Genomic DNA, 11,754 nt, shown 5'->3' on the forward strand with positions numbered 1-11,754 from the left:
TCTCCGGTCAGATCACACAGCGCGCGGCGCGGTTGCGCAGCGCGCGAATCGCGCTGAACGCGGTCAGCGCGGAGGTCTTCGGGTTGTCGGGCAGCGGCTTGCCGCTCATTTCGAGCGACATCTCGCCGAACGCGCCGCGCGCGCTGATCCGGTGCACGTTGCGCGTGACGGCCGGATCGGCGATCAGCCGCACGCGGGTCGCATCGAGGCCGAGCCCGGCGAGCGCGACGGTCGCCGCCACGTTCGCGTTCTTCGGATAGCAGCGCGCCGCGTCGCGCGCGCTGCCCTCGAAAATCACCCGCTCGGCGTCCAGCGCGCGCAGGTCGCACTGCGTTTCCGCGGGCGTCCCGAGCCAGCCGACGGGCGGCTTGCGGCCCACGTACAGCACGTCGTCGAGCCCGCCCTCGCGCGCCGCGGCCAGCGCGTCGATGCCGCCGATCGCGCCCGACAGCAGCGTGAGCGTCGCGCCGCCCGCCTCGGCGGCCTGCTTGAGCGCGTCGAGCAGCGCCGGATCGGACAGCGCGCCGATCGACGCGACCGCGCAATCCACCCCCGCGCCGAGCAGCGGCGCGACGTGGTCGACGAGCGCGCCGTGCCCCGCGCATTCGAGCGCATACGACGGCAGGCGCGCGAGCGCGGCCACCGACGACACCACGTCGACTTCCGCCGCCACCTCGGCGCGCACCGCATCGCACTGCTGCGCGGGCACGATCACATGGGCGATGCGCAGCGCGGCATCGTGTTCGAGCGCGCGGTAGACCGCCGCGCCGATCGCGCCGAAGCCGATCATCGCGACTTCCACGGGCGCGCGGCCCGCGACGCGTGCGTCATGCATACTGGCGCTCCTTCGGCACGGCATCCTTGATGGGCGGCCCGGCGAACGTCGCCGCGAAGCCGCCGATCGACAGCATGTCGATCTCGACGAGCACCGGGCCCGGCCGCGCGAGACCGTCGCGCACCGCCTGTTCCGCCTGGTCGAGCGACGACACGCGGTGATGCGGCAGCCGCAGGCTCGCGCAGAACTGCGCGAAGTCCGGCTGATGCAGGTCGACATAGCAGCGCCGGCCGCCGTAGTGGGCGTCCTGGATGTTGCGGATCACGCCGTAGCATTGATCGTTCATCAGCACGATCACCACGTCCGCCTGCTCCTGCACGGCGGTCGCGAGCTCGCCCACGTTCACCATCAGGCCGCCGTCGCCGACGAGGCAGACCGTCTTGCCCGCGACGCCCGCGAGCGCCGCGCCGATCGCCATCTGCATGCCCTGGCCGATGCCGCCGCCCAGCGCGTGCACGCCCGCGCGCGGCGCGAAGATCTTCAGCAGGCGGTTGCCCCAGGTGCTGTTCGAGATCGTCACGTCGCGCACCCAGTTGTAATCGCGGCCGACCGCCTGCTGCAGCGTGTCGACCAGCTGGAGGTACGGCCCGAGCCCGTGCGCGACCTCGGCCGCCGCCTGCTCGCGCGCGGCCGCGAGATCGGCCGCGAAGGCCGGATCGACCGTGAGCCGGCCTTCGAGCTGGTCGGCGAGCGCGCCCAGCACGCGCTGCGCGTCGCCGTGCACGAACAGCGCATTGCGATAGCCGCGGTTGTCGGCGAGCGCGTCGGCGTCGATGCGGTACAACGGTTGCGGCAGCGCGAGCTGGTATTTGAGCGTTTCGTTGCCGCGCAGCCGCGAGCCGACCACGACGAGCGCGTCGCAGGTTCCATAGAAGCGCTCGACCGCGTGATGCACGTTGAACGCGCCGAGCGTCGCCGGATGATCCTCGGGCAGCACGCCGCGCCCCTGCACGCTCGTCACCACGCCGAACCCGAGCGCGACGAGCCGCTCGACCTCGGCGCGCGCATGGCGGGCGCCGCCGCCGAGCCACAGCAGCGGCCGGCGCGCGCGCGACAGGTGCTCCGCGAGCCGGGCGGCGCTCGCCGGATCGTGTTCGCGCACGGCGACGTGCAACGGGTCGAGATCCTCGGGCCAGTCGATCTCGGCCGCCTGGATGTCGATCGGGATCTCGACCGACACCGGGCCGCTCGGCGCTGTGCGCGCGACGCGCACCGCCTCGCGCAGGGTCGGCAGCACGGTCTCGACGGTGCGCACGCGATAGGCGGCCTTCGAGATGGCGCCGAGCATCGCGAGCTGATCAGGGGCTTCGTGGATGTAGGCGAGATCCTGGTCGAGGAACGGCGTCTCGATCTGCCCGGTGATGTGCAGCAGCGCGGTGCCGGCCGTCAGCGCCTCGACCATCGCGCCGGCTGCGTTGCCCGCCGCGGTGCCGGTGCTCGTGAACGCGACCCCGAGCCCGCCCGACACGCGCGCGAGGCCGTCGGCCATGTTGACGGCGCCCGCCTCGCCGCGCGCGCCGACATAGCGGATCGCGCCGCGCGAATGGATCGCATCGAGGATCGGCATGTTGTGAATCGAGATCACGCCGAACGCGGTCTTGACGTCGCATCGTTCGAGGAAGGCGGCGATCAGCTCGCCGACCGTGGTTCTGGTTTGCTTAGACATGGCGTGCAAGGCCTCCGGATACATCGAGATGACTGCCCGTCGTGTACGACGACCACGGCGTGGCAAGATGAAAAAGCGCGCGGGCGGCCTCCTCGGGCCGGCCGAAACGGTCGAGCGGGATCTGCTTCGCGTGCGCGAGCGCGCCGCTCCACGCCTCCCAGCTTTCGCCGGGCAGCGCCTGCGCCGCGTGACGCCGCCGCCACTGTCCCGATTCGACGATGCCGATCAGGATCGAGTTGACCCGGATCCGCTGCGGCGCGAGTTCGGTCGCGAGGGACTTCACGAGACTCAGCACGCCCGCGCGCGCGGACGAGGTCGCGACCATGTGCGGCTCGGGCTGCAGCGCGAGCAGCGAATTCACGCAGGTGATCGACGGCGCGGCCGCGCGGCGCAGCAGCGGCAGGAATGCGCGGGTCGGGCGGATGATGCTGAAGTACTTCAGCTCCAGTTCCTCGCGCCAGGCCGCGTCGCTGGTATCCGCGAAGGTCGACGCGCGGCCCTGCCCGGCGTTGTTGATCAGCATGTCGGCGCGGCCGAAGCGCGCGGCCACGGCCTGCGCGAAGCCCTCGACCGCCTCGGCGTCGAGCACGTCGCAGCGGTGCGCGAGCAGCGCCGCGCCCGGGAAGCGCGCGCCAAGCGCCGCCTCCGCGCGCGCGAGCCGCTCGGCGTCGCGGCCGCAGATCGCCACCGACGCGCCCGCCTCCAGGAACAGGTCGGCGCTCGCGAGACCGATGCCGGACGATCCGCCCGTCACCACCGCGACCTGTCCGGTCAAATCGATCTGTATCATCGCAGCCCCAGGATCTTCAGATAGGTATGCTCTTCATCGGAGCGGTAGTTGAGCCGCCGCGACAGCTCGGCGGCCGCGCGCAGCACCTTGTCGACGAGCCCGTCGGCGAGCAGCGTCGCGTCGATCTCCGGGCGCGGGACCGTCACCGCGAGGCAGGCGGCGATCTTTCCCGTGTCGTTGCGCACCGGCGCGGTGATCACCGAGATGCCGCGTTCGAACGATGAATGGCTGAGCCCGTAGCCGCGCGCCGCGTCGGCGCGCACGAGCGCGTACAACGCGTCGACCGTGGTCGGCGTGTGGGGCGTCGCGCGTTCGAGGCGCGGCTCCGGATACAGCGCGCGCAGCGCGTCGAGCGACAGGTCGCCCATCAGCACATGGCCGTGGGTGGTCGCGTGCGCGGGCAGCCGCGTGCCGGCATTGACCCGCACCGAGCTGAACGCGGACGCGAGGCTTTGCGCCTTCGCGACGAACACGACGTCACGGCCGTCGCGGATCACGATATGGGTCGTGAAGCCCGTCGCCTCGCGCAGGCCCTCGATCACCGGCAGGCCGAGATCGGTCAGCTCCAGCGAACTCAGGTATTCGAAGCCGAGCCGCAGCACCGCGACGCCGAGCCGATAGTTGCGGTCCCGGTCCACGCGTTCGAGAAAGCCCAGCGATTCGAGCGTCTGCAGCAGGCGGAATACGGTCGTGCGCGGAATGCCGAGCCGCTTCGACAGCTCCGGCGCGCCGAGCACCGGCTCGCGCGGCGTGAACTCCGCGAGCAACCGCAGCCCACGTTCCAGCCCCGGCACGATGTAGTTCGCCTCGGCGGCGTCGCGGGGTTCGTTCATGCGGCCTCCGAGCCTTCACACTGGCGGCAGAATGCGTCGATCAGCGCGCTGTAGACATTGGGCGCCTCGACATAGCCCGCATGCCCGACCTGGGGAATCACCTGCAATCCGACCCGCGCGGCCGCCGCGATGCGCTCGCAGGCGGCGGGCGGCGTGATCGTGTCGAGCGCGCCGACGGCAACCGCCACGCGGCCGCCGAAACCGCCGAGATCCGCGACCAGATCCGCGTTCGCGAGCAGATGCGTCGCCTGCGCATAACCGCCGGGCGCGATGCGCGCCATGTTCCAGCGCACCCAGTCCTGCGCGGCCGGCTCCGCGTGCGCGGACAGCATCGCCGCGCTGCGCCGCGCCGCCAGCCCCTGCGCGCCGAGTTCCGCGAGCATCGCGAGCCGCGCGTCGCGGCGCGCGACGCGCAACTCGGCCGGCGCGGCGCCATAGCCGCCCGCCGGCGACAGCAGCAGCAGGCCGGCGAGCCGCCCGGGCCATGCGCGGGCGAAGCCGCCCGCGACCAGCGCGCCGAGCGAATGACCGACCAGGACGCAGCGTCCGATCCCGAGCGCATCGAGCCAGGCCGCGAGCGCCGCCGCGTAATCGGCGGCGAGCGGCGATGCGGCGCTCACCGGCGTCGACGCGAGATAGCCGGGCGCATCCCAGGCCAGCGTGCGCCGCGCCGCGCCCAGCGCGTCGAGCTGCCGAACCCACGACGCCGCGCCCGACCCGATGCCGTGCAACAGCACCACCGGCAGGCCGCCCGCGGCCGCGCCCGCCTCGCGATAGCCGATCACGCCGGCCGCGCCGGCCTGCACGCGCCGCTCCGGGCAGCAGGCGAGCCGCGCGTGGAACGAGGCGACGGCGTCGCGCCCGGCGGGTTCCGTATCGATCATGCTCATGGCGTGGTTCATCCGTGGTTCAGCGCTTGAGCTTCGCGAGCGGCGAATCGGGCGGATACGTCGGCGTGATCGGCGCGGGCGAGCCGAGCATCACGCACATCAGCGCGTCCTCCTCGCCGACGTTGATCTCGGTCCGATAAACGCCGGGCGGCACCGAGATCAGGTCGCGTTCGCCGAGCGTCGCTTCCCAGGTTTCGCCGTCGCGCTCGCAGACCACCTTGATGCGCCCGCGCAGCACGAAGAAGATCTCCTCGACGTCGACGTGGATATGGCTCGGGCCGACGTTGCCGGCCGGAATCACCATCGTCGAGAACGTGAACTGGCCGGCCGGCACCGTGTTGGCGTCCTTCGCGACGCCCGTGCCGCCCGTGCCGACGTAGCGCATCTGCGCGCGCCGGTACTTCGGATCGAAGTCGGCCTGGAACTTGAGCGCGTCCCAGTCGTAGCGGCGCGTCTGCAAGCGCGCGACGCGCCCTTCCATCCAATCGGCGAAGCTCGCGCCCGCCGGCTGGCTCCATGATTTGCGTTCGATATCGGCTTCCACCATCGTCATCTCCTAGTCGGTCAAGCAGGGTCAATGCATCACGAAGCCGCCGTTCACCGGCAGCAGTTGGCCTGTCACGAAGCGCGCGGCGTCGGACAGCAGGAACAGCACCGGCCCCGTCGTGTCGTCGGTGGTTTGCGCGCGCGGCAACGCGCGGCCCTGCCGGTAGTACGCATGCCGCTCGGCCGGGACATAGGCGGTCGCCTCGACCTCGGTCAGGCCCGGCGCGATCGCATTGACGGTCACGCCCGCGCCGCCGAATTCGCGCGCGAGCGCATGGGTCAGCGCGATCACCGCGCCCTTGCTCGCGACGTACGCGAGCAGCTTCGGCGCGCCCCACAGCGCGGTGTCGGAGGCGAGATTGACGATCGCGCCGCGCCCCGAGGCCGCGAGGTGCGGATAGGCGGCGACGCTCGCGAGCCACAGGCCGCGCACGTTGACGTCCATCACCGCATCCCAGGTCGCGACGTCCAGCTCGGTCGCGAGCCGGCCGCCCGAGTGGGTCACGGCCGCGTTGTTGATCAGCCCGTCGAGGCCGCCGAGCCGCCGCGCGCCTTCGGCGACGAAGGCGCGGATGCTCGCCGGGTCCATCAGGTCGACGCCGACGTATTGCGCGTCGCGCCCCTGCGCCGCGAGCCGCTCCGCCAGCGCCTGCCCCTGCGCGTCGAGCAGGTCGCCGAACACGACGCGCGCGCCGGCCGCCGTCAGCGCCTCGACGAACGCCGCGCCGAGTCCGCGCGCGCCGCCCGTCACGAGGACGCGACGCCCGTCGAGCGCCACCGTCTGCATGCGCTCAGTCATGGGCGGGCTCCGTCGCCGCGCGCCGCGCGTCGAGCGCGGCCAGGTGTTCCTGCGCGCGCTGCCGCAACAGTCGCCGCACGCGCGTGATGCCGATGTCGTGCTGGTACAGGTATTCGTGATCGCGCGCGTCCGGCGCGAGGCTTTCGAGCACGTAACGGTCCTGTTCGAGCACCGCCCAGTGCAGCCCTTCGAGGCGGTTGCGATACAGAAAGCGCCAGACGTCGCGCTGCCAGCCGCTCACCTTGCGGGTGCGCCAGAAATACACCTGGCAGTGGTCGCGATCGACCGGCGTCGCGAAGCCGACGATGCCGAAGTTGCCGCCCGGGCCGAACTTCTGCCGGTAGGGAATTTCGAGCCGCAGCCACACGCAGCCGGTCTCGCCCAATTCGACCCAGTCGAAGTTCACGTCGCGCTGGTTGACCTTCTCGAACATCAGGCCCGTGTCGGTCTTGCGCACGCGCATGTCCGCCTGCTTGTCGCCCTCGGCCATCGAGTGGGACGCCGCGTGCAGATAGGCGCCGTGCATCGGGTCCATCACGTTGTCGATCGCGTACTGGTAGTTGCAGCGCCAGTTCGACACGCACAGGAACTGCGCGTACTCGGGGGCGACCAGTTCGTCCGGCAGGCGCAGCGGCGCGGGCTCGCGATGCGCATCGTCGCCGAACCAGACGAAGATCGCGCCCGCGCGCTCCTCGACCGGATACGACTTCACGCAGGCCTGCCCTTCGAGCGGACAGTTCGCGACGGCGGGCACGCGCGCGACCGTCCCGGCGCCGTCCACCTCGATGCCGTGATACCAGCACGCGACGCGCTCGCCGAGGTTCCAGCCGAGCGACAGGCGCGCGCCGCGATGCGGGCAGCGATCCTCGAGCGCATGGACGCGGCCCGCCTGATCGCGCCACAGCACGATCTGCTCGCACAGGCGGGTCAGGCCGACGGGTGCGTTCGACACCTGCCAGCTCGGCGCGACGGGATACCAGTAGTTGCGGATGCCGCGGTCGAGATAGTCGCGGATCGGATCGCCGTGCGTGGACGGCTGGACGGGGGACGTCATGATTGGGGGACTCCGGTGTTCAGGGGAAACGGCGCTCGGCGGCCGCGCCGTCACGCGCCCAGCGCGGCCAGCGCCGCGCGGAAACGCTCGACGGTCCACGCCGCGCCGTCGGGCGCGCGGCTGCCGAGCCGGTTCAGGCCGTCGATCACGTCCTCCAGCTCGGTGGCGCCGCCGTCGAACACGCGCTCGAGCGCGTCGCCCAGGTCGTTCTCGTAGCGGGTGGGCTCCGCGCCGCGGGTTTGCCAGACCTGGTTCGGCGCCGCGCCGGGCGCCTCGATCTGCCCCTTGCCCGCCACGTTGTTCGGTTCCGGCGCGCGCCACGGCTGCAGATGGGGGTTGAAGTTCAGCGTCGTCTCGCTCATGTCATTCCACCTTGATCTGAATTTCGTCGCCGGCGAGCCGGACCGCATAGGTCTTCAGCGCGCGTCCGCCCGGCCCCTTCAGGCACGCGCCGGTGCGGATATCGAACACCGCCTCGTGCAGCGGGCACTCGATCGTGCCGTCATCGACGAAGCCCTGCGTGAGCAGCGCGTACGCATGCGGACAGACGTTCTCGAGCGCGTAGACGTCGTCGCCAACGCGGTAGATCCCGACCTCGACGCCGTCGGTCCGCTTGAACTCGATCGGCGCATCCGCGGACAGCGCGCCGGCATGTCCGGCGCAAACCCATTGTTCAGACATCTCAACCCTTCCTTCAGAAGATCGACATCACAATTTGTTCCATACAAGGAACATCGGTTTATGGATGGTGATTATAGGACTGGGCTCGACACAGAAAAATAAAAAGCATGGAGCCCTAGGGAAAACACCGAACGGCTGAAGGCGGGAGCCATGCCGGGATCGGCACACAGGCGATATGTCACATATTCCAGGCTGATTTCTTCATATCAGGCGACATCGGCACGCGGGATTTCCCTGCTGTACCGCGCCGCCGATTTATTTTTTTCCACGCGAAGACCGCTTTTATACTTCGTCCCATACAGGGCACAAAGTTCCATATATGGAACAAACAGAAGACCCGAACCATGCGGCGGCGACGCGCCGGGCGGGCCGACCGGCGCGCGGGAACCGCCCGCGTCCACCAGGAACACAGGTCAGGAGATCAAATGGTCAAGCATGCATGGGCGGTCCTGCTGAGCGCGGGCGCCATCACGGGCGCGCAAGCGCAAAGCAGCGTGACGCTGTACGGCAGCCTCGACGCGGGCGTCGCCTACGTGAACAACGCCGGTGGCAGCGCGAAGTGGCTGATGATCCAGGGCAACACCCAGCCCGACCGGTGGGGCCTGAAGGGACGCGAGGATCTCGGCGGGGGGCTCGCAGCGGTGTTCCAGCTGGAGAACGGCTTCTACACGAACAACGGGCAACTGGCGACCGCGAACACGCTGTGGAACCGCGCCGCCTACGTCGGCGTGGAGTCCGAGCGCTACGGCACGCTCACGCTGGGGCGTCAGACGCCGCTCAATTTCGACTGGCTCGATCCGCTCGGCACCGCGTACCTGGCCATGAGCTGGTATGCATTCCACCCGGGCAACCTCGACGGTCTCGCCGCGACCGGCAACGTGCCGTACAACAACGCGATCAAGTACCGTTCGCCGACCTTCGCCGGGTTCACCGCCGCCGCGATGCTCGCGCTCGGCAACACGACGAACTTCGCGACCGGGCGCTCGTTCGGCGTCGGGCTGCGGTACGCGAACGGCCCATTGCAGGCCGCCGCCGTGTACTCGAACGAGCACAACCGCTCGCTGCTGATCAGCCAGACCGGGATCACGAGCTTCCAAGGACAGAACACCGCGAACGGCTATCTCGCGGACAAGGTGGAAAACATGGGGGTGGGCGCCTCCTACGCGTTCGGCGACCTGCTCGTGCATGCGCTGTACACGCGCACGACGATGCGGTCGAACGGCCAGTCCGACACGTTCCAGAGCTACGACGCCGGCGCGAACTACCGGATCACGGCCGCCAATACGCTGGCGGGCGGCGCGGCCACCTCGACGCTCGCGGGGCGGCGCTGGACGCAATTCGAACTCGGCGACATCTACGCGCTGTCGAAAAGCACCCAGCTGTATGCGAACGTGCTGTACGAGCGCGGCAACGGCGGCGCGCAGGCCGCGTTCTTCACCGCGGGCGTGTCGGGCTCGGCGAATCAGGTGATCCTGTTGACGGGCATTCACCACTCGTTCTGACTGCGCGCGCCTGCCACGGCGATCCCTGCCCGCCCGCGCGGCATGCGGCGATCGCCGTGGCGCATGATGCGCATCGGCATTGCGCGCGCGAGGCGCTCCCGCGCATGAAAAGCCAAGGGACCTGAAGCGGGACCGGTGCGGCGAACGCGCACGGCAAAGCCGACCGCGAAACCATGAAACGCGCCCCGGTGATCCGTTGCGAGGCCGTCATATCGCCTTGCCGACCCGACCTGGACCCAGCGCCCGCGAAAAGTCGTGGCGCTTGACCGCCTCGCAACGCGGCGAACCGAAGCGCCAATCGTCATTGCCGCGGATATACACGCGCACCTCCGAGAGCAAGTGCGCCAGCATGGGCGCGCAACGCGCACGCGCACCGTCGCTTCCTGGGCCAGGTAGCGCGCCGTCTGCTGATTGTGGATCCGGACCGCCGAGGAGCGCCTCGCCGCGCGCGCGGCGTCCCGGGCACATCACACCATCACACCATCGCGACCTTGTGCCGCGCGTGCGCGACGGTCGGATCGGTGTCGAGCGGGCGATAGTTGAGCCGCAGCGACAGGTCGACGGCCGCGCCGCACACGGCCTCGACGAGCCGCTCCTTCTCGCCCGCGCCGCCGATTTCGGAGCGCGGCACGGTCGCCGTGATCGCGGCGACGATCGACCCCGAATGGTCGCGCACCGGCGCGGTCACGGCGGAGATGCCGCTCTCGAACGCGCCTTCGCTGATCGCGTAGCCGAGCCGCGCGTAGTGGCGCACGCGCTCGTACAGCTCGTCGATCGTCGCGGGCGTGTGCTCGGTGAATGCGTCGAGCCGCTTCTCCGGATACAGCTGGCGCATCGCGTCGCGCGTGAGATCGCCCATCAGCACGTGGCCGTGCACGGTCGCGTGCGCGGGCAGCCGGGTCCCGACATGCACCTTCACCGAACCGAACATCGACGCATGGCTCTGCGCCTTCGCGACGAACACCACGTCACGCCGGTCGCGGATCAGCAGATGGGTGGACAGTTGCGTCGCCTCGCGCAGACGTTCGAGCACCGGCCCGCCGAGGTCGGTCAGTTCGAGCGAATTCAGGTATTCGAAGCCGAGCCGCAGCACGCCCACGCCGAGCCGGAAATGGCGGTCGCCGTTCACGCGTTCGAGAAAGCCGAGCGCCTCGAGGGTTTGCAGCAAGCGAAAGGTGGTCGTGCGCGGGATGCCGATCCGCTTCGACAGTTCAGGCGCGCCCAGCACGGGCTCGCGCGCCGAGAACTCGGCAAGGATCCGCAAGCCGCGCTCGAGCCCCGGAACGAGATAGGCGGCGGCGCCGCTCGCGGCGTCGCCATCGTCGCTGTCCGACGCCGCGGGCGCGACGTCCGCCTGCGGGCGCGCGGAAGCGGCGCCCCGCTTCGCGGCGACGGTGGTCGTTGGTTTAGCCATGGCAGCTGAAAGTGACGGAAAACAACCCGAATCATAACGCGAAGCACCCGCCGCCCCGCGGCCGGCTCACGCGGCGTCGCGCCCCGCCGCAACCCCACGCGGCGTCACCCAGCGGAACGTGAGATTGATCCGCTCGCCCTGCACGGCCGGCTCCTTCGGCACGCGATGACGCCATTCCGCCTGGGTGCGGCCGCGCATCACAAGCAGGCTGCCGCTCGTCATCCGGTACGCATGCACGACGCCCGTCGCGTTGTGCCGCAGATCGAAGCGGCGCGTCGCGCCGAAGCTCAGCGAGGCGATCACGGGCTCGCCGCCCAGCTCCGGCTCGTTGTCCGCGTGCCAGCCCATCCCGTCGGCGCCGCTCCGGTAACGGTTCAGCAGCACGCTGTTGAAGCGCGCGCCGCAGGCCACCTCGGCGGCGTCGCGCAGCGCGCGCACCGCGGGCGTCCACGCCGCGGGCACGTTGCGGATGCCGGAATACACATAGACCGCATCGGCCTCGCCCTGCCACGCGGTCAGGCGCGGCAGCGGCAGCCGGCCGCGCGGCGTGCGGATCATATCCTGGCGCCAGACCGGCTCGGCGATCAGGCGCGCGAGCCACGCGCCGGCCGCCTCGGGCCCGATCCAGCCGGGCCGCCAGTCGACGTCCGGCAGCGGCACGTCGTCGAACAAATCGGGCATCATCGGTCAAACTCTCCGCATCCAGCTATCATCGCGGCATGGCGACGCGCCCGGCCTCCGGGC

The 11,754-nt window shown here is 70.5% G+C and carries 13 protein-coding genes; 1 reads left to right on the forward strand and 12 read right to left on the reverse strand.

Annotation, left to right across the window (positions count from 1 at the left end):
• Positions 1-7: 7 nt before the first annotated feature.
• The 10 genes from AC1RQF_RS08055 to AC1RQF_RS08100 are packed head-to-tail and all read right to left on the reverse strand — an operon-like array spanning position 8 to position 8,094.
• Positions 8-835: an aspartate dehydrogenase gene (locus AC1RQF_RS08055; protein ID WP_273995676.1), complete on the reverse strand. Its 828-nt coding sequence runs from the start codon at positions 833-835 to the stop codon at positions 8-10.
• The gene (locus AC1RQF_RS08060; protein WP_492871730.1) at positions 828-2,501 is read right to left on the reverse strand and encodes a thiamine pyrophosphate-binding protein; all 1,674 of its coding nucleotides are present in this window, start codon (positions 2,499-2,501) and stop codon (positions 828-830) included. Before AC1RQF_RS08060 ends, AC1RQF_RS08055 begins: the two co-directional genes overlap by 8 nt.
• Positions 2,494-3,291, reverse strand: coding sequence for an SDR family oxidoreductase (locus tag AC1RQF_RS08065; RefSeq protein WP_273995674.1), 798 nt, complete (start codon positions 3,289-3,291; stop codon positions 2,494-2,496). The genes AC1RQF_RS08060 and AC1RQF_RS08065 overlap by 8 nt, the downstream gene beginning before the upstream one ends.
• A complete protein-coding gene (locus tag AC1RQF_RS08070) occupies positions 3,288-4,124 on the reverse strand; it encodes an IclR family transcriptional regulator (protein WP_492871731.1) in 837 nt (278 codons plus the stop codon). Before AC1RQF_RS08070 ends, AC1RQF_RS08065 begins: the two co-directional genes overlap by 4 nt.
• Positions 4,121-5,014, reverse strand: a complete 894-nt coding sequence (locus AC1RQF_RS08075) for an alpha/beta fold hydrolase (protein ID WP_273995672.1) — start codon at positions 5,012-5,014, stop codon at positions 4,121-4,123. Before AC1RQF_RS08075 ends, AC1RQF_RS08070 begins: the two co-directional genes overlap by 4 nt.
• A 19-nt stretch (positions 5,015-5,033) precedes the next feature.
• Positions 5,034-5,561, reverse strand: a complete 528-nt coding sequence (locus tag AC1RQF_RS08080; RefSeq protein ID WP_273995671.1) for a cupin domain-containing protein — start codon at positions 5,559-5,561, stop codon at positions 5,034-5,036.
• Between the two features lie 27 nt (positions 5,562-5,588).
• Positions 5,589-6,359: an SDR family oxidoreductase gene (locus AC1RQF_RS08085; protein ID WP_273998269.1), complete on the reverse strand. Its 771-nt coding sequence runs from the start codon at positions 6,357-6,359 to the stop codon at positions 5,589-5,591.
• Positions 6,352-7,413, reverse strand: a complete 1,062-nt coding sequence (locus AC1RQF_RS08090; protein WP_273998268.1) for an aromatic ring-hydroxylating dioxygenase subunit alpha — start codon at positions 7,411-7,413, stop codon at positions 6,352-6,354. The genes AC1RQF_RS08085 and AC1RQF_RS08090 overlap by 8 nt, the downstream gene beginning before the upstream one ends.
• A 50-nt stretch (positions 7,414-7,463) precedes the next feature.
• Positions 7,464-7,775 carry a recombinase-like helix-turn-helix domain-containing protein gene (locus tag AC1RQF_RS08095; protein ID WP_273998266.1) on the reverse strand — a complete coding sequence of 104 codons (312 nt, stop codon included), beginning with the start codon at positions 7,773-7,775 and terminating at the stop codon, positions 7,464-7,466.
• A 1-nt stretch (position 7,776) separates the two neighbouring features.
• Positions 7,777-8,094, reverse strand: coding sequence for a non-heme iron oxygenase ferredoxin subunit (locus AC1RQF_RS08100; RefSeq protein ID WP_273998264.1), 318 nt, complete (start codon positions 8,092-8,094; stop codon positions 7,777-7,779).
• A 425-nt stretch (positions 8,095-8,519) separates the two neighbouring features.
• Between AC1RQF_RS08100 and AC1RQF_RS08105 the strand changes: the two genes are divergently transcribed.
• Positions 8,520-9,596: a porin gene (locus AC1RQF_RS08105; protein ID WP_492871732.1), complete on the forward strand. Its 1,077-nt coding sequence runs from the start codon at positions 8,520-8,522 to the stop codon at positions 9,594-9,596.
• 475 nt (positions 9,597-10,071) lie between these two features.
• Here AC1RQF_RS08105 and AC1RQF_RS08110 read toward each other — a convergent pair whose 3' ends face one another.
• Positions 10,072-11,010: an IclR family transcriptional regulator gene (locus AC1RQF_RS08110; RefSeq protein WP_492871733.1), complete on the reverse strand. Its 939-nt coding sequence runs from the start codon at positions 11,008-11,010 to the stop codon at positions 10,072-10,074.
• A gap of 66 nt (positions 11,011-11,076) precedes the next feature.
• The gene (locus tag AC1RQF_RS08115; RefSeq protein WP_492871735.1) at positions 11,077-11,691 is read right to left on the reverse strand and encodes an alpha-ketoglutarate-dependent dioxygenase AlkB family protein; all 615 of its coding nucleotides are present in this window, start codon (positions 11,689-11,691) and stop codon (positions 11,077-11,079) included.
• Positions 11,692-11,754 lie beyond the last annotated feature (63 nt).

This window comes from Burkholderia sp. GW821-FHT14F03 (assembly GCF_058803765.1).